20 protein-coding genes are annotated in these 22,281 nt (G+C 54.2%); 11 read left to right on the top strand and 9 right to left on the bottom strand.

Annotated features, from left to right (window positions below; translation table 11 throughout):
* Positions 1-2,309, bottom strand: a 2,309-nt coding sequence (locus tag CUZ56_RS13065; protein ID WP_204250909.1) for an autotransporter outer membrane beta-barrel domain-containing protein, incomplete at its 3' end; no start/stop codon positions are given.
* Positions 2,310-2,964: 655 nt separating this feature from the next.
* Here CUZ56_RS13065 and CUZ56_RS13060 point away from each other — a divergent pair.
* From CUZ56_RS13060 to CUZ56_RS13030, 7 genes are all read left to right on the top strand, one after another.
* The gene (locus tag CUZ56_RS13060) at positions 2,965-3,564 is read left to right on the top strand and encodes a GNAT family N-acetyltransferase (RefSeq protein ID WP_126980842.1); all 600 of its coding nucleotides are present in this window, start codon (positions 2,965-2,967) and stop codon (positions 3,562-3,564) included.
* Positions 3,565-3,708: 144 nt separating this feature from the next.
* Positions 3,709-4,308 (top strand): GNAT family N-acetyltransferase, encoded by a 600-nt coding sequence (locus CUZ56_RS13055; RefSeq protein WP_126980841.1) that lies wholly within the window; start codon positions 3,709-3,711, stop codon positions 4,306-4,308.
* Positions 4,309-4,449: 141 nt separating this feature from the next.
* Positions 4,450-5,052 carry a GNAT family N-acetyltransferase gene (locus CUZ56_RS13050; protein WP_204250908.1) on the top strand — a complete coding sequence of 201 codons (603 nt, stop codon included), beginning with the start codon at positions 4,450-4,452 and terminating at the stop codon, positions 5,050-5,052.
* On the top strand, positions 5,049-6,755 hold the full coding sequence (locus CUZ56_RS13045; protein ID WP_126980840.1) for an AMP-binding protein: 1,707 nt from the start codon (positions 5,049-5,051) through the stop codon (positions 6,753-6,755). The genes CUZ56_RS13050 and CUZ56_RS13045 overlap by 4 nt, the downstream gene beginning before the upstream one ends.
* A gap of 27 nt (positions 6,756-6,782) precedes the next feature.
* A complete protein-coding gene (locus CUZ56_RS13040; protein ID WP_126980839.1) occupies positions 6,783-7,016 on the top strand; it encodes an acyl carrier protein in 234 nt (77 codons plus the stop codon).
* Positions 7,013-8,281 (top strand): cytochrome P450, encoded by a 1,269-nt coding sequence (locus CUZ56_RS13035; protein WP_126980838.1) that lies wholly within the window; start codon positions 7,013-7,015, stop codon positions 8,279-8,281. The genes CUZ56_RS13040 and CUZ56_RS13035 overlap by 4 nt, the downstream gene beginning before the upstream one ends.
* Positions 8,278-9,198, top strand: a complete 921-nt coding sequence (locus CUZ56_RS13030; RefSeq protein WP_239442513.1) for an SDR family oxidoreductase — start codon at positions 8,278-8,280, stop codon at positions 9,196-9,198. The genes CUZ56_RS13035 and CUZ56_RS13030 overlap by 4 nt, the downstream gene beginning before the upstream one ends.
* A gap of 11 nt (positions 9,199-9,209) precedes the next feature.
* Here CUZ56_RS13030 and CUZ56_RS13025 read toward each other — a convergent pair whose 3' ends face one another.
* The 6 genes from CUZ56_RS13025 to CUZ56_RS13000 form a co-directional block, all read right to left on the bottom strand.
* On the bottom strand, positions 9,210-10,481 hold the full coding sequence (locus tag CUZ56_RS13025) for an MFS transporter (RefSeq protein ID WP_126980837.1): 1,272 nt from the start codon (positions 10,479-10,481) through the stop codon (positions 9,210-9,212).
* A 210-nt stretch (positions 10,482-10,691) separates the two neighbouring features.
* On the bottom strand, positions 10,692-11,393 hold the full coding sequence (locus CUZ56_RS13020) for a hypothetical protein (protein ID WP_126980836.1): 702 nt from the start codon (positions 11,391-11,393) through the stop codon (positions 10,692-10,694).
* Positions 11,394-11,463: 70 nt separating this feature from the next.
* Entirely contained in the window at positions 11,464-11,787 is a 324-nt protein-coding gene (locus tag CUZ56_RS13015) for a hypothetical protein (protein WP_126980835.1), read from the bottom strand.
* Positions 11,788-11,906: 119 nt separating this feature from the next.
* Entirely contained in the window at positions 11,907-14,513 is a 2,607-nt protein-coding gene (clpB, locus tag CUZ56_RS13010) for an ATP-dependent chaperone ClpB (RefSeq protein WP_126980834.1), read from the bottom strand.
* Positions 14,514-14,571: 58 nt separating this feature from the next.
* Positions 14,572-15,576: an adenylate/guanylate cyclase domain-containing protein gene (locus CUZ56_RS13005; protein ID WP_126980833.1), complete on the bottom strand. Its 1,005-nt coding sequence runs from the start codon at positions 15,574-15,576 to the stop codon at positions 14,572-14,574.
* 435 nt (positions 15,577-16,011) lie between these two features.
* Positions 16,012-16,221 carry a DNA-binding protein gene (locus CUZ56_RS13000; protein WP_126980832.1) on the bottom strand — a complete coding sequence of 70 codons (210 nt, stop codon included), beginning with the start codon at positions 16,219-16,221 and terminating at the stop codon, positions 16,012-16,014.
* A gap of 103 nt (positions 16,222-16,324) precedes the next feature.
* On the opposite strand from CUZ56_RS13000, the gene CUZ56_RS12995 reads away from it, so the two are divergent.
* The gene (locus CUZ56_RS12995) at positions 16,325-16,903 is read left to right on the top strand and encodes a helix-turn-helix domain-containing protein (RefSeq protein WP_126980831.1); all 579 of its coding nucleotides are present in this window, start codon (positions 16,325-16,327) and stop codon (positions 16,901-16,903) included.
* 237 nt (positions 16,904-17,140) lie between these two features.
* Complete coding sequence (locus CUZ56_RS12990; RefSeq protein WP_126980830.1) at positions 17,141-17,914, top strand: ferredoxin--NADP reductase; 774 nt, start codon at positions 17,141-17,143, stop codon at positions 17,912-17,914.
* A gap of 82 nt (positions 17,915-17,996) precedes the next feature.
* On the opposite strand, the gene CUZ56_RS12985 is transcribed toward CUZ56_RS12990, so the two are convergent.
* Positions 17,997-18,803: an HpcH/HpaI aldolase family protein gene (locus CUZ56_RS12985; RefSeq protein ID WP_126980829.1), complete on the bottom strand. Its 807-nt coding sequence runs from the start codon at positions 18,801-18,803 to the stop codon at positions 17,997-17,999.
* 221 nt (positions 18,804-19,024) lie between these two features.
* Complete coding sequence (locus CUZ56_RS12980) at positions 19,025-19,774, bottom strand: N-acetyltransferase (RefSeq protein ID WP_126980828.1); 750 nt, start codon at positions 19,772-19,774, stop codon at positions 19,025-19,027.
* A gap of 723 nt (positions 19,775-20,497) precedes the next feature.
* On the opposite strand from CUZ56_RS12980, the gene CUZ56_RS12975 reads away from it, so the two are divergent.
* Both CUZ56_RS12975 and CUZ56_RS12970 read left to right on the top strand, forming a co-directional pair.
* Positions 20,498-21,343 (top strand): ferritin-like domain-containing protein, encoded by an 846-nt coding sequence (locus CUZ56_RS12975; protein WP_126980827.1) that lies wholly within the window; start codon positions 20,498-20,500, stop codon positions 21,341-21,343.
* Positions 21,344-21,580: 237 nt separating this feature from the next.
* A complete protein-coding gene (locus CUZ56_RS12970; protein WP_126980826.1) occupies positions 21,581-22,207 on the top strand; it encodes a DUF1287 domain-containing protein in 627 nt (208 codons plus the stop codon).
* Positions 22,208-22,281: the final 74 nt, after the last annotated feature.

Genomic DNA, 22,281 nt, shown 5'->3' with positions numbered 1-22,281 from the left:
TTGGTGTTCAGGCTCCCCAGGTGCTGGTTGACTGCTGCGCGTGCGTACCGGCTGTTGGTGAACAGGGCACTCTTGGCACTCGCGTGGATTTCTCCGCTGAGGTTGTCGTAGGTCGCACGGGCCTCTTCTGCGCTCATGCTGACGATGCTGTCGTACACCGGATGCCCGGGATTCAGGCCTTGTATGCCCCAGCCGGTGTTGATTTCGTTGTAGGTGCCTCCGATGTCACCAAAGTTGGTGCTGTTGCGGGTGAAGTACAGGTACGCATGGGTAGGGTCGTACTCAAGCCCAGGCGTGAGGAACGCCAGGTTGGTGGTGATGCTGTCAAAGTGCCCGGTAACGCCTGAGTCTGCTCTCAGGAGGTCGTATCTGGTGCCTTCCTGCCAGCCGTTGGAGGCGGCTACAACGTGCACGGTTCCGCCGTTAAGGGTGATGGCGCCGCTGCCGCCGTTGGCGGTGCTGGCGTGTATCATGTCCGTGGTGCGGTCCGGGTTGCTTTGGGCCCAGTACAGGGAACCGGGGTTGAAGGTTATGCTGTCTACGGTCAGGGTGTCCAGCGTAGCGCCCTGCGAGGTGCCGGGCGATACGGTGCCGCCGCTGCCCACGGTGACGTCACCGGCGATGATGCCGTTGCCGCTCAGGGTGCCGCTGCCGCTGATGGTCACAGGGCTGTTGACCTGCCCGAGTACTTCCAGGTAGCCGCCTGTGACGCCGGTGTTGCTGGCGGTGTAGTCGCCGTTGATCAGGAAGAGGCCGCCGCTCACATAACCGTTGTCTATGCTCTGGCTGCCGTTGATCAACAGGGTGCCGCCTTCTACCGAGATGTCTCCGGTAAAGCCGGGCTGGTCTGCCAGCGTGGTGGTACCGGCGACCTGGCGAATCAGGCTGTAGCCGCTGCCGCTCACGAGTGGCGTATCAAAGGTGTAGCTGCCGCTGGTGTCGGTGTGGTTGAAGACGATGGTGCCGTTGCCCGCGCCAAACTGGATGTCCAGGATGTCCAGGATACCAGTGCCTTGTGCAGCCTGGCCTACCGGTGCACCGATGTTGATGGTGCCGCTGCTGCCGGCTTCATCTGCCAGGTACAGCGTGCCTGAGCCACCTGCAAAGTTGGTTTCATAATAGTAGGATTGATTCTTGACCGGGTCATAGTCGTTGCCATATTCCAGTTGGCCGATGGTAAGCTTACCGCCATTGCCCACGGTCAATTCGCCGCTGCCCGATACACCGACATGAAGCTCGCCCACCTGGCCCAGCGACCCTCCGGTGAAATAGGAATAACCTGCAACCTCCCAAATGGAGTTGCTGCCGTCAATGGTCACTTTGCCGGTACCGCCATTCACGCCCAACTGGATGGAAGCCGGGTCGTCATAAGCCGTCGTTGTCAGCAACTTGCCGCCTTGTGTGATGCTGACTTCTCCCAGCCCGCCGTTTTGCCCAACAGCCAAGCTGTTGCCGATAACCGCACGGCTGGCAACCCCGTCTGCAGACGTCCCGGATATATTCAAATACCCGGTGCCGCCGTCATCTCCCACAATAGGCCTGTAACTGGAAGGAACCCCCATGACCCCGGCGGTCAGCTTGCCGCCACCCAGAATGTTGATGGTGCCCTCACCGCCACTGCCCGAACCCAAAATGATATTTGTGCTGCTGTTTGCGGTGAAACCGGCCCCGTCAATCGTCAGGGTGCCCTTACCCCCATCAGTACCAATAGAGGCCGAGCCACTTTCCAAGGACAGGGTCGACATGCCCATGTTCTGGCTTTCAATGCTTTTACCCTGGCCCAGCAGGTTAACAACACCTTCGGAACCCGCGCCGGAACCAATGTTCAAACCGCCACTCACCTGAAAAATAGTGGGCTGGTAAGGAATTGAATCATTATGGTGAAGGTCTAACTGGCCTGAGCCGCCCTCAACCCCCACATTCAAAAATGAAAGATACGCATAATGACCACTGGTAAGGCTGTAATCCAGCCGGGTCGCCGTTAGAGCGCCCTGCTGTCCGCTGCCTGTGCCGATAGACAAAGACCTGGGTGTGTACGCGCCGCCTGGAGTCACAACAATGCCATTGCCATCTGCAATGGTGTAGTAGGCAGTCGTCCCATTGGTGTTGAGCACCATCTGGTCGTAACCATTGGGATCTGTATCCGTAGAGGTCAGTTGCCAGTTGTTTGCATCATTGAAATTGTTGTCCAGAATACCGGTCCACGTGTAGGTGTCGGCATGTGCCTGTAGTGCAGGCAAAGCCAACAGCAAAAGCGTGTATAACTGGCGTTTGGGAAAACGATTCAAAGAGGTGCGCGTATTTTTCATAAGAGCCCAATAAAAGCAGAGTTATGGAACTGCCATGACCAGAAACAGTCATGATTTTTCATCATATCTATATGATATTTTTGAATTTTTTTTAGTTCGCAAGTAGGGGTATAAAACGTAATCGAACGTGAAATAGTTCCTATTTCACTGTCGATTGGAAACCACATTGAAAACAATGTGTGTCGTTTTAATCACTAAGCGATGTTTTTTGATTTGATGTATTGAATCATTTGCCCATTAAACACCCATGATGTGGATTCATCTGAACGGCATGCAGCCGTTGAAATCATGTGATTTTCCAGCTCGCTACCACCCGTTTTTATAATTTCATATATTTTTCATGTATTTTATCTTTACTTATTGATTTAGCTGAAATAAGAGTGCAATAAAGCAACGACTTATCACAACAGCATAATCCTGCAAAATAACATGGGGGCAAACAGCCCGGTATCAACCGGTTGCGCTCATCACCCCGGTTCACTATCCTATATGGAAGTGTTCGGCCTTATGGCATCAGCAGTACAGGCAGCAGTGCCGGCTTGAATTCCACTTTCCACCCCTAACGGTTTTTAAAACCGCGTTATGATTCAGCCTGGGTTCTGATGTATCACCCAAGCAACATCGGTTCAATTTTGTGCGAGCAGGAGAAGAAGCCATGCAAACAGTCCACCCGCAACAGCGCCCGGCAGGCGCGCCTGTTTATATAGAAACCAATGGTTATTTGCTGCGCAGCCTGACCGCCGCAGACGCCACCCCGCGTTTTCTGCAATGGATCAACAGCCCTGAGCTGCTCAACGGCCTGAACCTGCCGCCCCTGAACTTCACCCAACAGTCGCTGGCCCAGTTCATCAGCAGCTTTAATAACCTCAATAACTACCTGATCGGCATTTTCGACATAAAGCAAAAGCTGCTGATCGGTTTTTACACCATGGATGTCAGCCTGGTGCATAAAGTAGCCAACATCACGACCGGCATTGGTGAACACGCCTACGAAGGCAAAAAAGTCATGTGGGCCACGCTGGACGCGCTGCTGGATTACTTCTTTGCTTTCCGCGATGTATACAAAGTGGTGGCCCGGGTGCTTGCCACCAACCGGCGCATGCTGTTTAACTTCATCGGCAACCCGCGCATGGTTCTGGAGGCACGCCTGTATAAAGAATGCATTGGCTTGAATGGCAAACGTGTGGACGTGCTGGTATTTTCAGGATTTGAGGACCGGCAGGAAATGCTCAAGGCGGGCAAATCGCTGGAGTAACCACCGCTGTGCCGTGCCTGTAGCCCCTTTTTTCCAAAAAAGTCATTACTTCCATACAGATACAGCACCGCACCTTCTGCCCCCTAAAAAAACTGCCGGTACCGTTGAATACATGGTCCGTGTTTGATTTCGAGGAATTCTGTCATGAATACATCTGCCCGCCCCGCCCTCCCGGCAGGCGCACCTGTTTATATAGAAACCAATGGATTCCTGCTGCGCAGCCTGACCGCCGCAGACGCCACCCCGCGCTTTCTGCAATGGCTCAACAGCCCTGAACTGCTCAACGGCATGAACCTGCCGCCACTGAACTTCACCCAGCAGTCGCTGGCTCAGTTCATCAGCAGCTTTGACAACCGGAACGGTTACCTGATCGGCATTTTTGACATGAAGCAAAAACTGCTGATCGGCTTTTACACCATAGATGTCAACCTGATGCATAAGGTCGCCAACGTCACTGCGGGCATGGGCGAACACGCCTACCCGGGTAAAAGCGTGCTGTGGGCAACCAATGACGCGCTGTTTGACCACTTTTTTGCCTTTCGTGATATTGAAAAATTCTCTGCCCGTGTGTTGGCGACCAACCGGCGCATGCTGTTCACTTTTATCGGCTCACCCCGTTTTTCCCTGGAAGCCCGGCTCTATAAAGATTGTGTCGGACTGAACGGGCAAAGAGTGGATGTGCTGGTGTTTTCCGCTTTCCGGGATCTCAACGATATGCGCAAAGCGGGAAAAACCCTGCAATAGATTGGGGAGCGTATTTTGATCAAAAATGCGCTCTCAAGGCATGCCTCACATGGGCGCTGTTTTTCAATAAAATCGGGTTCATCATTTCATATACCCGCCCTGCCATGACAGGCAAGCCGCGTGTTTCAAAAAAGGCCTCTCATGAATGCGATAACACAGATGAAACAGCATGGCGCCGGTGCGCCTGTTCACATTGAAACCAATGGTTTTATACTGCGCAGCCTGACGGCTGCAGATGCCACCCCCCGGTTTTTGCAGTGGATCAACAGCTCCGAATTCCTATCCGGCCTGAACCTGCGCGCACTGAATTTCACACACGAAAAACTGGTGCGCTACATTGAAAGCTTTGATAACCGCAACGGCTATCTTGTCGGTATTTTCGCCCCTCAAACCGGGCTACTGCTGGGACTTTACACACTGGATGTCAATCTGATGCATAAAGTCGGCAACATCACCACAGGCGTTGGCGAACACGCCTACGAGGGCAAGGGCGTGTTATGGGCCACCATTGACGCGCTGCTGGACCATTTTTTTGCCTATCGGGATATTGAGAAAATTACAGCCCGCGTTTTATCCAGTAACCGGCGCATGCTGTTCAACTTCATCGGAACGCCGCGCTTTGTCTTTGAAGCCCGCCTGTTTCAGGAATGCATCAGCATCGAAGGTAAACGTGTTGACACGCTACTGTTTTGCACCTTCAAAGACCAGACACTGCTGGCCAAAGCCGGGCGTTCATTGAAATGACCACACCCCGGCACCCCGCCCAAAAAGCCGGCGGTTTTGACACCCTGGCACAGGCTCTGGACTATGCGGCGCAGGGCCAGAATGGGCTGCGCTTTTTCAGCACCAGCGGGGCTGTGACCAGTGAGTACACTTATGCGCAGTTGCGCCAGCACGCGCTGCAGATGGCCACTGTGCTGGCACAAAAAAAGCTGCCACGCGGCAGCCGGATTGCGCTGCTGGCAGAAACACGCCTGGAATTCATTGCACTGTTTTTCGCCTGCCAGTACCTGGGTCTACTGCCCTGCCCGCTGCCTTTTACCTTGTTTGCCGCCGGGCGTGATGCCTATACCCAAAAACTGGTGCTGTTGCTGCAAGCCGCACAGGCCAGCCTGCTGGTCACACCGGCCAGTATTGAACCGGTGGCGCAGGCTGCTGGCGAACAGTTGCAGATCACCGTTGTCTCGTATGAAGCGCTGGCACAACAGGCCGCTGCATCACCCGCGCTGAATAGAGATGCGCCGTTGCAGGCCGATGATGCCGCTTACATCCAGTTTTCCTCCGGCTCCACATCCAACCCGACCGGTGTGCTGATCACGCAGCGGGCAGTAGCAGCCAATATTGCCGCCATACTGCGCGAGGGAATGCAGATCACGCCTGAAGACCGGGCTTTTTCCTGGCTGCCGTATTATCACGACATGGGACTGGTTGGTTTTGTATTGGCCCCAATCAGCGGGCAGGTTCCCATTGACTATTTGCCACCGGCCAGCTTTGCACGCCGGCCGGCCCTGTGGCTGGAACTGCTGTCGGCGCTGCACAGCACCATCACCTACGCGCCGGGGTTTGCTTATGCGCTGGCAGCCAAAAGGCTGGACCCGGACAGCCGACTTGACCTGTCCGCACTGCGCATTGCCGGCATTGGTGGCGATATGATCCATGCGGCCACACTCAAAACCTTTGCCCAGCAAATGGCCCGCTATGGTTTTCGCCTGAATGCATTTGCGCCCAGCTATGGGCTGGCAGAGGCCACACTGGCCGTGACCATGACACGGCCGGACCAGCCGCCGCTGATCAAACACTTCACACACACCGGGCATCAGCAGGAACTCGTCAGTTGCGGCCCGCCCCTGCCGGGCTATGAGATCAGGATTGTGCCGATGCCCTGCGATGGTATATCGTCCGCCCAGCCGCCCAGCCCGGCAGACCCGGTTGGCGAAATCTGGGTCAAAGGCCCCAGCATTGCTGAGCCCAATCTGATAGCCGACCAACGGCAGACCACCATGGATAAAGACGGTTTCATCGCCACAGGCGACCTGGGCTTTGTATATGAAAACCAGTTGTTTGTTACCGGGCGCAGCAAAGACCTGATCATCATCCGTGGCCGCAACATCTGGGCGCAGGATGTGGAATGGACGGTTGCCGCCTGCGACCACGCCATCCGGCCACAGCATGTATGCGCCATCGGTGTGCCTGCTGACAATAGCAATAACGATGGCGAAAGCGAAGGCGAGCGCCTGGTCATTCTGGTGCAAAACCACCTGAGCGACCCGCAGCAGCGCGCGCAACTGCAACAACGCCTGCTGCAGGCCGTCAGTGCCGCTTACGGTGTTGCCGCCACTGTGCTGTGGGTTGAGCCACATCAATTAACCCTGACCTCATCGGGCAAATTAGCCCGCCAGGCGATCAGGGCGCGTTTTTTATCAGGTACATTGTCTATAATCAACTAGCCCCGAACCTTTACAAAGGAGAATTGCATGGACTATTTACAAAAAGCCAAAGAGATTATTTCCGGTTGCCTGCTCATTCCGGTAGAAAAAATACCCAACAGCGGCACACTCAACGATATACAACCACTGGACAGCCTCAGCTTTGAAAACATGGTGACTGAAATGGAAAAAACCGTCGGTCATGAAATAGACGCCATGGATTTGCTGGAGATACGTTCTGTCGAAAGCATGGCTGCCCTTTTAAAGAAAGAAATGACATGATTCAAACGGGTTTAGACCTATGTAACCATCTTCATGACCTGGCCCGTACACACAATGGCCAAAATGTCTGGGTTCATTTCAGCGATGTGCCGATATTTTTGATACAGCGCTTTGAAGATGCCGATTACGTATTACGTCTGAACCACAAGAATTATCTGAAAAACATGGTCTGGTTCCGCCAGGCCATCGGCAGGTCGCGTTTCTCTGAAGACGGACAGGAATGGGAAGTCCGCCGCGACCTGACCCAGCCTTTTTTTGTCCGTTTTGACCGGCAGGCCACCTTTGCCCTGGCCTGCAAATATGCCCGCAAAGTGCTCCCTGAGCTGGTTCGCGCCAGCCAGGCGGGCCAGACCACAATGGACGACGACACCCTGCGGCGCATGGCCATCTCTGTGCTGATTGAAAACTTTTTTGGCATTACCCTAGAACAGGCCAATGTAGACATTACCAACCTGGGACACCTGATGGAATACAGCGCAGACATGGCGCTGGTTCCGCCCGGACAGTCCAGCCAGGCTTCCAAAGAGCTGCAACACAAGCTCACCGAACTGCGCCAGCAGACACTCAAAGACCTGGCCCCGTTCCGCCAGGGAAAAATACCTTCGAGCCCGCTGCTGGATGCTTTGCTGCAAGCCGACCGCGACGGGAAAGTCGTGCTGGAACACGAACTCCTTACCCTGTTCTCCGCCGGTGCGGAAACCACCGCCGCCACGGTTGGCTGGCTGTGCTACCTGCTGGCACGTTATCCGCAAAAACAGGAAGAGCTATACCAGATATGCGCTCCGTATACCGATACGGCAGACTGGCAGAGCATCTCCAAGCTGGAGCTGATCGGCGCCTGGATTTCCGAAGCCCTGCGCCTGTTTCCGTCATCACCGATTCTGGACCGTCTGGCTATTCAGGACGACGTCATCGGGGGCGAGCCGGTGAAAGCCGGGCAAAATATCATGATATCGCTGATTGGCGTGCAGCATGATGAGCGTCTGCATCCCTCTGCCTGGGAACTGCACCTGGGGGACGACAAGCGCCCGGCGCAAAACCGCAAGAACAGTGGCGTCAATACCGCGTTCAGCCTGGGGCCCCGGGTATGCGGAGGCAAAAATTTTGCACTGGTTGAGCTTGCAGGCTTTCTGCACACCTTGGTCACCCATGCCCGTTTTACCCTGACGTCCGAAACACCTCCCCGTTTTGCCTGGAAGGCACTCATGCTGCGCGAAGGCGGACAGCCCGTTCATGTCGCTATGCGTGAGGGCGTATCCCTGTGAGCGCTGTGAGCAACACCCAAACCTGGTTCATCACCGGCGCAGGCGGCGGGTTTGGGCTGGAACTCACACGCCAGTTGCTGGCACTCGGAAAACAGGTCGCAGCCACCACCCGCGCCAGCTTTGACGCGCTCAATGCCCTGCAGGCACAATACCCCCGGCAGTTATGGGTCAGCAAGCTCGATGTCACTGAGCTTGACAGCATTGCCCCGGTGATCAAAGCGGCGCACGAGCACTTTGGATCAATCGACGTCCTGGTCAGCAACGCGGGTTACGTTTTACTGGGCGCGCTGGAAGAACTTGAGCCTGAGCAGATACACCGGCAGCTTCAGACCAACCTGTATGGCCCCATCTTCCTGATACGCGCCATGCTGCCGTATATGCGCCAACAAAAGCACGGTCGCATTATTCAGCTTTCCAGCGAGGCCGGACAGATTACATTTCCGGCGCTGAGCCTGTACCATGCCAGCAAATGGGGCATTGAAGGGTTCTGCGAATCTGTCGCGCGCGAAGTCGCGGCGTTTGATATTCACATCACCATTGTGCAACCAGGCCGCGCATCCACAGACATTGACGAGCATGCGCAAACCTCTGTCGGCCAGTTGCCGGCCTATCAGCAGTCCACCGTGGGGCTTTACAGAAAACTGCTCACCATGGGGCGTTTTCCAAGCATTGGCGACCCGGTCAAAATAGCCACCCGCATCATTGAAGCCGCGCAGGCACCACAGCCGCCTTTGCGGCTGGCGCTGGGAGAAGATGCCTATAAAAACATCTCGCGGGCACTGCAGGAGCGTTTGCAACAACTGGAAGCCCAAAAAGACGTGGCCTGCTCCACCAGCCGTACCGATGGCATTGACCAACGTCCGCCCCAGACCACACCGCGGCCAAGTATCTGCCAGACACACAAAAAATCAGGCTGAAAAAGGCCGCTCTATACGGAAGACTTGGCTCCGGCCCCGGTACGCCGCACATTGAACGCACTGGCAATCAACACGCCCTGCACAACGGCCAGCGCAATGAACAATCCGGCATAGTTCTGGTGGTCCATCAGGCGGCCATAGATCATCGGCGCCAGCCCCTGCCCGATATCCAGCCCGGCATACACAATGCCAAACACCCGGCCACTGGCACGGGCCGGCGTCGCACGTTTGACAATCAGGTCACGCGAAGGCCCGGCAATACCGGTGGCAAACCCCATCAGCATGAACATGACCGGCACCATCACCACCGGCAGCGGCAAGAAAGCCACCCCCAGCGCCACCGTGGCCGAGCAGCCAAAACCGACGCCGACAATCTTTTCGCAGCGTGACGGATCAGAAGCCAGAAAACCACCCCAAACCATGCCGGCCATTGAAGCCACCATGAAAAACGTGACGCAATACGCCGCCCACTGTTCCGACAGGCCAAACAGCCCGTTCACCGCCACGGCCGCGTAGGTCTGGATAGCACTGCCACTGAGCGCATAAAAAAAGAAAAAGCCCATGCACATCCAGATGGCGGGCAGCTTTAAAAATGCAAACGTGGACTCCTGCGACGCCTGGCTGTCAGCACGGCTGGCAGCCCTGGTGCTGGCGGAGAGCTTCATCTCTGTCAGCGCTGCGCCCCCCAGCAAACGGCGCTGGGAAAACACCACCAGCAGCACCACAGCCACCAGCGCCGCCGCAGCGCCCATGGCAATCCGCCAGGACGAAGTGGCCGCCGCAATCGGCACCACAAACACCGGCGCCAGCGCCCAGCCCAGCGTACCGGTAATACCGTGCGCACTGTAGGCATGTGCCAGCCGCCGGGACTTCACCAGCCAGTTCAGCAGCGTGTAATCGGCCGGATGAAACACCCCGTTCCCCACGCCCAGCGCCACCGCCGACAACAGCAGCATCCAGTACGAGGTACTGAACGCATACCCGCTGATGCCCAGCACAATCAAAGTCAGCCCGGTCAGCAAAATGGGGCGCGGGCCCTTGGTATCCACAATAAAACCGGAAGCCGTCTGGGTAATGAATGACGAAGCAAAAAACACCGTCAGCACAAACCCCAGTTGGGTATAGTTAACGCCGAAATCCACCGTCATGCGCGGCGACAGCAGCGGCAGTACCAACTGCGCAAAGTGGCTCATGGCATGCGCAATGCCCACCACAGCCATCACACGGAAGTCATGGTTCTTGCGGTCAAAGCGGCTCTCATATTCCGGGGCTGCGGTTTGCATGGGTGTATTCAATGTCAGCTCTTATATCAAACGGTTCATCAAACATGCCTGTCCTGAACCCTGTATTGCAAAATGCCCGAATGCATCTTGCCGGATTCGCGGCTACAACCCCATGATTATCTCAAAAACCGCCGCTCAAAGCTTCGCACATTTTTTGCACACCATTTAGATGGTGGTCATTGAAAAACACGGCATTGCAGACGGTGTGCGTTACCACCATAAAAATGTTTTTCCGGATGAAGGCGCATCGGAAGCGGCCGTAGACACCATACTCATGTCACAAACCAGCATCAGCTCACAGGCTCCATCACCCTGATCGGTGCGGGACAGTGAACTGCTCCAGCGCCGTCCATTGTCCTGCTCAACACGAACCAGCCAGCCATGTAAACGCACAGTATCGTCCGCACGAATACCTGCTATCGCCTTGGCCACCTCGTAATTGGCAGGAATCAGATGCATGTTGGCAGCGTGACGGTTGATTTCGGTATAGCTGATCGGGGGATTTCCGGCTCTGGCGGTCCAAGATCCAAAGCGCCGGTTCTGGCCGAAAACAAGCTTGCTGGTTACATCTTCTCTGGACATAGGCCCCCAGCCCACCAGAATATCCATCGGCGATACGTCGTGACTGTAATCCTTGCGCGATAAAACGCGGGCTTCTATGCTGTACCCGGCCAGAGGGATGATGGTTGCCTGCGAAAACTGAAACGGCCTCAGACCGGCCGGCACATTTGTTTGCAAAGGGTCAGCGCCGGAGCGTACCGAAGGCGGCAACACTGGGCAAATCATCCCCTCACCCAAAGACTGGGGCATGCCCTTGCGGGCCTCAGAATGAAATACCGACGAATGCTCTTTCCAGACAAAAAAGAGCCCCACAAAAATGATCAGGACCACCAGTTTGGATAACGCGCTCAATGCCGGCCCCCTGAATGGGGGACTTCACCCCTCATGAGGTGCAGGCACTTGTCAAGGAAACAATAAGACATCAGCGGTTGATCTGGTGCGGAGGATCGTCATCCCCATGCGTGGGGTCGCTTTTAACTTCAATATCCACCACATCGTCCATCGCGCGCTGACTTGGGCGCGGCGGATTCTGACCGGCACGGCCATAAAAGAAATCAAAGCCCTGCCGCGGCGTAAAACGAAATGCACTGAACGTTGGCCGCGGTTTTCCGGTAATCTTGTACCACAGCGAGCGCAGCAACCACAGCCCTGCGAGCACCAGGCCGATAAAGACCAGCAGCATGAAAAACATCAGCCCGATGAAAAACAACGCAATGCGAAAAATAATCTGAATCAATGTATCCATAAAGTGGGTTGCGGCCAAAACTTTCATTCCTTGATGATCAAAAACCCGGCATACCCTGTTTGAGCGGGGGATGCCGGGTAAAGTTCATGATAACACGATGAACACGATGCGGGGGCCGCTTACTCCTGCGCCTCGAGTTTAAACTGAAACTCGCCGGGTGCCTGAATCGGGTCCACATCCACTTCAATCACCGACTTGGGCATGAACCGGCCTTCCAGCAGCAGTTTGGAAAGCGGATTTTCAATGCGCTGCTGAATGGCGCGCTTGAGCGGCCGGGCACCAAACAGCGGATCAAAGCCCACTTTCGCCAGCTCTGCCAGCGCGTTGGGTTTGACATCCAGTTTAAGATCCATTTTTTCCAGCCGTGCTTCCAGATAACCCAGTTGAATCTTGGCAATGGCTTCGATGTTTTTCGCATCCAGGCTGTGGAATACCACGGTTTCATCAATCCGGTTCAGGAACTCGGGCCGGAAGTGCTGCTTCAGTTCATCCCACACCGCGTCCTTGATCTCGGCATGATCGCGCCCGACCATGCTCTGAATCAGGTGCGAGCCCAGGTTGGAGGTCATCACCACCACGGTGTTCTTAAAATCCACCGTACGGCCCTGGCCATCGGTCAGGCGGCCATCGTCAAGCACCTGCAACAACACGTTGAACACGTCCGGGTGCGCTTTTTCCACTTCGTCCAGCAACACCACGCTATACGGTTTGCGGCGGATCGCTTCGGTCAGGTAACCGCCTTCGTCATAGCCCACGTAGCCGGGCGGCGCACCGATCAGGCGGCTCACCGAGTGCTTCTCCATGAACTCGCTCATGTCAACGCGCACCAGATGCTCCTGCGAATCAAACAGGAACGCTGCCAGCGCTTTGCACAGCTCGGTTTTACCAACACCGGTTGGCCCCAGGAACAGGAACGAACCATAGGGACGGTTCGGGTCTGACAGGCCCGAGCGTGAGCGGCGGATCGCATCGCTGACCGCCTGCACCGCTTCATCCTGCCCCACCACTCGCTGGTGCAGATACTCTTCCATATGCAGCAGTTTCTGCCGCTCGCCCTGCATCATTTTGGAAACCGGAATACCGGTGGAGCGCGACACCACTTCGGCAATTTCTTCGGCACCCACCTGCGTGCGCAGCAGCTTGTTACCACCCTGCCCGCCTTTGCCGCTGGACTCCTTGGCCTGCGCCTCATTCAACTGCTTTTGCAGTTCGGGCAGTTTGCCGTATTGCAGCTCGGCCACCTTGTTGAAGTCGCCCTTGCGCTTGTAGTCTTCAATCTGCAGGTTGATCTGGTCAATCTCTTCCTTGATGTGTGCAGACCCTTGCGCAGCGGCTTTTTCCTGCTTCCATATTTCTTCCAGGTCGGCGTATTCTCTGGAGAGTTTTTCAATTTCCTCTTCAATCAGGCCCAGGCGCTTTTGAGACGCTTCATCCTTCTCTTTTTTCACTGCTTCGCGCTCAATCTTGAGCTGGATGATACGCCGGTCCAGCCGGTCCATCACCTCGGGTTTGGAATCAATCTCGATCTTGATCTTGGCCGCCGCCTCGTCAATCAGGTCAATCGCCTTATCGGGCAGAAAACGGTCGGTGATGTAGCGGTTGGAAAGCTCGGCCGCAGCGACAATCGCCGGGTCGGTAATCTGCACGCCATGGTGCACTTCATAGCGCTGCTGCAGCCCACGCAAAATGGCAATTGTATCTTCCACCGAAGGCTCTTCCACCAGCACCTTCTGGAACCGGCGCTCCAGTGCGGCATCTTTTTCAATGTACTTGCGGTACTCGTCCAGCGTGGTGGCACCTATGCAATGCAGCTCGCCGCGCGAGAGTGCGGGTTTGAGCATGTTGCCTGCGTCCATTGCACCCTCGGCCTTGCCGGCACCCACCATGGTGTGGATTTCGTCAATGAACAAAATGATACGCCCCTCTTCAGCAGACACTTCTTTAAGCACCTGTTTAAGCCGCTCTTCAAATTCACCACGGTACTTGGCCCCGGCCAACAACCCTGCCATATCCAGTGAGAGCACTTTTTTATCGCGCAGCGTATCGGGCACTTCGCCTGAAATAATGCGCTGGGCCAGCCCTTCCACAATGGCTGTTTTACCCACACCGGGCTCACCAATGAGCACCGGGTTGTTTTTGGAACGGCGCTGCAATACCTGAATGGTGCGGCGGATCTCTTCGTCACGCCCGATCACCGGATCAAGCTTGCCCAAGCGGGCGCGTTCGGTCAAATCCAGCGTGTATTTTTTCAGCGCTTCACGCTGGCCTTCCGCATCCGGGTTGTCTACTGTGGCACCACCGCGCACAGCGGTAATGGCGTCTTCGAGCGCCTTGCGGCTCAACCCGTGCTGGCGTACCAGCTCGCCGGTATTGTCCTTGCTGTCGGCCAAAGCCAGTAAAAACATTTCACTGGCTACATACTGGTCGCCACGTTTAATGGCTTCTTTTTCGGCGGCCTGCAATAAACGGACGGAATCGCGCCCGAACTGAACCTGCTCCTGCCCCTGCACCGTCGGCAAACGGTCCATAGCGGCATCCGCCGCTTTTTGCAAACCGGGCACATTGACGCCAGCGCGTGCCAGCAGCGATTTGGGACCGTCCTGCTGGTCCAGCATCGCTGCCAGAATATGCACCGGCTCAATATAGGCATGGTCGTGCCCCAGTGCCAACGACTGTGCCTGGCTCAACGCATCGGTAAAAATAGATGTAAATTTTTCTTGTGGCATATATGAATATCTCCTGTCTGATCCGTTAATTGAGGACCAGCGCCACAAAATTCAAGCGTTACCCGGCCTCAGGATGCCCTATTTTTTTATTCGTAATCGAAAACCGCAGGAAAGGCGGCATATTCTGACCGGATTCATCTACTTTCTTATGCCGGTCCAGCAATCCCAGAATGATATACCCGTCACGCGACAATGCGCAACGCTGGCGGCGCAGCGAAAGCGGAAAGGAAGACTCCAGATCACTTGTCCCGTACTGCACCATGGTACCATTAATGCTGATATCGGTGAGATAGAACTGACCATCAAACCAGTCCAGCCGCACATGGGTGCGCGACACCCGGTTATCAGGCACCACCAGATCACACTCGGATGAGCGGCCAATCGTGACCGGCATGGACTCATTGCCGAAAAAATAAGGCGTTTGCCCGAACTGCAACTCTATGGAAGACACAATGTCGCCACTGATAAAGTGTTTGACACTGGCGCCGGTATCATTGAACTGGGTGATGTCCCCTGACTCACTGCTTTCCACCGAGAGGTTCAGGCCATAAATCAGCTCAGGCGAGCTTTTGCCACGCAGAAATACCCGCCCCAAACGCCGGCAGCCTTCGCGCGTGGAAAATGCCAGTTGCGTATAAACCGCCGCCGTCAGCAGCAGTTCTCCGGGCTTGGCCAGCGTCAGCAGCCTGGAAGCAACGTTGACAATATCGCCATAGGCGTCGTTGTCCACTTCAATCACCGCGCCATAATCAATGCCCACACGCACGGCAACGCCGTGGTCTGGCGCAAGCACGCCCCCCATCGACAGCGCATCAGAAGCCATGAACACCGTGCCCAGTTGAAGGCAGGCCCGCACAGCGAATTCCGCTTCATCAAAAATCGCCATCACACCATCGCCGAGGAACTTTAGAACCTTTCCCCCGTGCTGCTGCAAATGCGTTGCGATATCGCTGGTGATTCTGCGCACAAAGCCGGTTGCGTCTTTGTCGCCAATGGCTTCAAACAGCGTGGTACTGCTGCTCAAATCGACAAACACAACGGCTTTTTCAAATGTATCCTGCACTCATCTATCCTTTAAGGAACCAGCGGTTAACCTGATGGTTATACTTTTCTCAATTATAAAAGTAAACTCAATTCATTCTTGTAAAGAAACAATACTCACATACGAATATTCGCTTCTGTAAACCAACACATACAGATCAATATACCGCTTTCAACCTTAACATACGTGTGCGTCAACTAATTTTTCGAGGCTGCCTGAATGCCCTAAGCGTTCCATCTTTCAGCACCAGCCCCGTACAGACAGCCCGGACTATAGCAGATATGAAACTACCGCTATGCGCCAAGGGCTTGCCAATGATATCAAAATATACACCACAGCAGGCCTGTTGAACAACTTACAACCACATTATTTGATGCCGGAGTACAAAGTACCGGGAAAATTACGGAAAATAGGTTGCCCGCTTTCGACAAATTTATACAAAAATACTGTCCCGATTCAATGTTTACGCTTAGAATGTAAGAGTTCACTATCTTTGATGCCAAGCGCTACGGCAATTCTGTGGCTTTGGCCTCTGAGACACTTGCGGTCTCCTCTCAGAACAGCATACACAAGAACCCTGCTGAATTGATGATGAGATGCCCACTCGGTAATGGTTATTCCCCTTCGATTAAACTCTGCGAGAACTTCACGAACGGTCCGTGCCATTGATAGCAGCTCCAATTGTCTAATTTTAATTAATTTTGTGCAATTATATGCAATTTTTAACCCGCTGATCAAACATTATTTTGTATAATATTGTATAATGCCTGTGAACGACTTTGATCAAATACTGCTGCGTTTAAAAGCGCAATTGGATGTTGCATCCAATAAAAAAGTGGCTGAACTGCTTGGCATGTCTTATGGTGCATTCAACGCCCGCAGCCAGCGCAAGTCGTTCCCGGAAGAAAAGCTGCGCATACTGAGTGAAAAGCGTCCGGAGTTGAATCTGGATATTGAATACATACTCAACGGCGCACCTGCCCGCACAGGCAAAACACCTTGGACACCCGCAGTCAACACCGCCACACCACACACGGTGCAGGAAAACAGCGTCAGCCACAGCCTAGGCAATGCGGCTTCCAACCCCGAAACATTTGCGGCCAAACGGCGCGAAGCGGCCCGGCAGATTGATGCCATATTGGACAAAATAGGTTTCACCGCTGCACATACCTTGTTGCGCAACACCATGGCAGAACTGTTACAGCACGGACAGATTACGGTTGACGCAGCAGAAACGCTGCTGACCATCGCTCACGATGATCACGAGTTTTACCAGAAGCAGGGACAGGCGCAGGGGCAGGAGCAGGAACATGCGCACAAAGCCGGTTTAAGCAAAAACAAAAAGTAACGCCGCTAAGGCCGCCATGCACACGCATTCGGCAACGCCGCCTTATTTGATGAGTTCTGACCCTAATCAACCGTTTGAAACACGGAAATCTTTCAACACACCTTATAACCGTTATACTTGGCGGGGCAGCCACAGCATTAGAAATGCGCCAACCCGGCAGCAGACCATCAATGCGCAGCGCCCGAATATTCAAACACCATTAACAACCGAATTAATTTGTATTTTTAGCACGTTACTATGAGCGCCTTTCATCACGAAAAAGTTTTAACCGTTCACCACTGGACAGACCGCCTCTTCTCCTTTACCACCACACGCGACACCGGATTGCGCTTTTCCAACGGGCATTTCACCATGATTGGCCTGATGGTCAACAACAAACCGCTGCTGCGCGCTTACAGCATTGTCAGCCCCAACTATGAAGAAACGCTGGAATTCCTGAGCATCAAGGTGCAGGACGGCCCGCTCACCTCACGCCTGCAGCATATTCAGCCGGGCGATACCGTCATTGTCGGCAAAAAGCCCACCGGCACCCTGCTGATCGATTATCTGCTGCCCGGCCGGCGCCTGTACCTGCTGGCCACCGGCACCGGGCTGGCTCCCTTCATGTCCATCATCCGCGATCCTGAGACCTATGAACGCTTTGAACAGGTGGTACTGATTCATGGTGTGCGTTTTATCGAAGAACTGGCGTACAGAGAATACATTGAACAGCATCTGCCCAAGCACGAATTTTTAGGCGAGATGATTTCCCAGCAACTGCTGTATTACCCCACGGTCACGCGCGAACCGTTTGAAAACCAGGGCCGCATTCCGGCCATTCTGGACAGCGACCGGCTGGCCCAGAAATGGGAACTGCCGCGCCTGAATCCGGCAGAAGACCGTGCCATGATCTGCGGCAGCCCGGAAATGCTGCGCGATCTGAAAACACTGCTGGAACACTGGAACTTCAAAGAAGGCAACACCACCCGCCCGGGTGACTTCGTCATCGAACGCGCATTTGTTGAGCAATAATCCGGGGCTGGCCGCGCTGCCATGCCGCCGTACCGCACAGCAAGCAGGCGGCTTGCACAGCATGGCACTGTCCGCCTGGATTTCAGCTCCCCTGCGGATGCGACAGGGCTTCAAAGTCCTGCAAAATCCGCATGGCGCCATTCGTCAGCACCAGCGCATCCATGCCCAATGCCACAAAAACGGCCCCCAGATCCATGTAACGCCGGGCGTACTTTAAATCGGCCATCAGAATACCAGGAGCCTTGCCGCATGCTTTGATGCGCTTGATCGCATCTTCAATCGCCGCCTGCACCTGGGGGTGAAACGGCTCTCCCGGATACCCCATACTGGCAGACAAATCCGCCGGGCCAATGAAAACGCCATCCACACCTTCCAGGCAGGTCATCGCTTCCAGATTTTCCAGTGCAGTCTGCGTTTCGGCCTGAATCACCAGGCAGATTTCATCCTCGCAGCACTTGACATAACCTTTAAGCTGACCATAACGCGCTGCCCTGGTTGCCGGCCCACCCATGCCCCGGATGCCCAGCGGCGGGTAACGCACGGCCTGTACCGCCTGCTGTGCTTCTTCCAGCGTATCCACGCTGGGAATCAACAGCGTCTGCGCCCCCATATCCAGAAAACGCTTGATCAGCACCACATCATTGCAAGCCGGGCGTACCAGTGCCGAAACAGGCTTGCCAAGAGCCGCCTGCGCCGCACCAACCGCCTGCAACTGCGCCACAATATGCCCCATGTCCGCCGGGCTGTGCTCGGTATCGAGCATGATCCAGTCATAACCGCAGCAGGCAATCAGTTCCGTGCTGATCGGGTTGGTCAGCGTTGACCACAGTCCCAGTTGAGGCTGTCCCTGGCGTATGGCTTTTTTAAAATGGTTGACCATCAGTTCCATGAGTAACCTCCTGTGTGATCGGCTCAATTGCCTTTGTGTGTATGTGTACGCCCATTTGCGCCCCGGCCTGTTTTACAGCCTGCAGCCAGCGCATGAAAATAATTATTCTGCCTTACCTCACAGGCGCATAGCGTAATAACCCTCAGAATCATGCAAGCCAGGCAAACCAAACAGGCCTGCCAGGCACAACAGGACAACTGGGCAACAGGCCTCCCGCCCCTTCATTTTTTAAGTATTCTCTTTAAGTAGGTAACATCCAGCAAATTCACCGTCTCAAAATTGCCTTTATAAAAAACACCCCAGTTATTAAAAACACAAGGCAGTTCCTTGGCTTTTTGCAGCGTATCTACTTGGATGAAAGATACAGGCACGTCATTCACTTCGCAATACTGTTTGATCATCTCAACGCTTTGGCAGACATAAGGGCATTGCATACCGTAATAAATGGTCAGCGCTTTGTTTTCAATTTTGGGGGTTTTCACATTGGGTGCAAACCTTGGCGTGGTTCCATCAAAAGAAAGCGCAAGCAGCTCATAACCATGATCGGTCGTATCCACCACCTCAAAGCCAAACCTCTTGGCAAATGCCTGGTCAGAAAGCCAGGCTTTTTGTTTTTGGGCTCCAAGCATGCAAACGCCGGATTTACCCTTTTCTTTGGCATCCGCCAGACAATACGCCATCAGCGATTTGGCATACCCCTTGCCTTTGTCACTCCCCAAAACCCATAAGCAATACAGATAAACATAGTTGTCACCCATGATGGGAACCCAGGCGGTCTCCAGAGGGGCATACTCAATAAAAACGGTTGCCTTCGCATTCAGCTTTCTGAAAACATGCCCTTCACCAATGCGCTCAGAAAGCCATTGCCGTTTTGCCTCAACACCCGGATGCGGCTTTTTACTGCGGATAATGCAGCATAAATGCTCATCTGCAAGGTTTTCTGCTGTCAGGTTGATGAAGTCAGTATTCATGTGCACCTTTGCTTCAAAGGGATACCGTTACTTATGATGCTGCAAAACCATCTTTAACACATCGGATTCTGCCTACTCTACTACACGGCGTTCCCTCAAGGTTCGATACGCGTCAACTTCTTTTCAGGTAGAACAGTTGGAACCTGATTAACCAGCTCCAGCCACCCATAACATATTCAAAATTAAATACTTTTAGCGAAATTTAAGTAAAAATAAATTAATTTTGATTAAAAATAACAGAAGTTAATAGAAAATTGCATCGCTATACCGGCAACCCAAGAATAACGCAGCAATCTACTACATCTAAAATGCCTATTTCTTGAGTTAGATCATACATTCACCGATTAATCAGGGTAGGATACAGCCAGTTTGCTCTGCTTGTTGGTGCTGGTTCGCTCTCGTACCGGTTCTGCTTGCTGTCATCTGATGAGTTTTGATGGTTGTGCCGGGCCAATCTGCCACCATGATTCTACGGGCTGTATAAAACGCAGCGTTGTGGGAGCATTTTGAGATCCTGCTGCTCTGTGCCCCCAAGCCCATGGCAGCAACGGGCTTGTTAAGCTGCCAGCCAGAGTGTTCGAATGCGCCAGATTACACTGCCCTATTTGCCCTATTGTCTGCAGTCAATGGCCGTTCAAGCGTTCACTTTCTGCTTGGGGATGCAACCTGCATGGTATAGAATCTATATCACACTTTTATCAACGACTTACTGGTTAAACGCGTATGGAAACAACAAACGAAACCAAAGACGGTTTGCCCTGGCACATGAGCGAAATTGCTTATGACAAAATTGACACAGAGCAGTTACTCAAAGATGAGCCGCTGATGTTCACACTGGCTGCTGCCTCTTTTGTGGAGCGTGCTTCCGACAAATACACCAGTGAACTGATCGTTCACTTCCAGGACCACAAGGAAGTGGCCGGCTGGCTGCAAGCCAGTTGGGAACCGGAAGAAGTACAGCACGGCGACTCGCTGGCCAAGTTTGTCACCACCGTCTGGCCTGACTTTGACTGGCAATCTGCCTATGCGGCCTTCATGGCCGAATATGAACCCACCTGCTCAGGCGAATACTACGAAGAAGACCGCGGACTGGAACTGGTTTCGCGCTGCATTGTCGAAACCGGAACTTCGAGCCTGTATTACTCGATTGGGCACTATTCCAAAGAACCCGTCCTGGTAGACCTGGTCGAGCGTATCCGCAAAGATGAAATCCGGCATTACAAAGTATTTTTGCACTACTTCAAGGAATATATGGAAAAGGCTCCGGCTGGCCGCATCAACATCACGCGCGCCATTCACCGCCGCCTGGATATGATCCGTGATGAAGACAGCGCCATGGCGCTTAAATACGTGTTCAAGGCACGTTACCCGAACGAGCCACTGGATTCAGAGCGGTTTAAACACATCCTGAAAAAATCGACAGAAATCATCCAGTCCAACCTGCCGATTGACACGGCTGTGCGCATGGCGCTCACGCCGCTGGATCTGCCCAAACACCTGCATAATCTGACAGAAAGGCTGTTCACCTCTTATGCAAGAAAATTTGCGGTCAAGGCGCCAACCGCCTGATTGTAAATTCACACCATTCTGTTGAATTCAATCACAAAAGCCTGCTTGTTGCCAAGCAGGCTTTTTTTCAGGTGCGATCAGGTATTGTTAAGTGCTGTCAGGTGCTGCCAGGCGCTGCACCATCACACGCTTTGCTACAATGGCTGAGGCTCACCCTGGCACCCCCTGCTTTTGGGAAGGCCAGCCAACGGTAAAACCCGTTTTTAACATTCACACGACCTGTTTGTACCAACACCGATGAAACGCCGCATATTCATTCTGGGAGCACTCTCTGGTGCCATCACCTCACCTGCCCTGACATCTTTGGCATGGGCAACCCCCACTTCACTTGAAATTTCCGAAGCGGCCAAGGCACTGGTCGGCGCAGCACGCGAACAGGTGGGCAGCACGCTGATTTACGACGGCAGCTATGTTCGGCTGGACTATCCGGGGGGCGATGTGCCCATGATCCGGGGCGTGTGCACTGACGTGGTTGTGCGCGCCTACCGCACAGCATTTGGCTACGACCTGCAAAAAACCGTGCATGAAGACATGCAACGCGCGTTCTCGGCCTATCCGAGCATCTGGGGCATGAGCAAGCCCGACCGCAACATTGACCATCGGCGGGTGCCCAACCTGCAAACGTTCTTCAAACGGCAGCGTGCCGCGTTAGCCGTTACTGACAATGCACAGGATTATGCGCCGGGCGACCTCGTCACCTACATGCTGGGTGGCAACCGCCCGCATATCGCCATCGTGTCAGACCGCTATACCATGCTCGGCAAGCGCCCGTACATCATTCACAACATCGGGCTCGGTGCTCGCGAAGACGATATGCTGATGGACTTCAAGATGACAGGCCACTACCGCTTTTTCCCGGCCTGAGCAAAAAAATACAGCACACACGCTGGCCTGACATACACCGGCACGGCCAGCCTGACAGTCGGCGTACCGCTAGT

Source organism: Saezia sanguinis (assembly GCF_003991585.1).
GTDB classification, from domain to species: Bacteria; Pseudomonadota; Gammaproteobacteria; order Burkholderiales; family Burkholderiaceae_C; genus Saezia; species Saezia sanguinis.
This window is presented reverse-complemented; position numbering and strand designations above follow the sequence as displayed.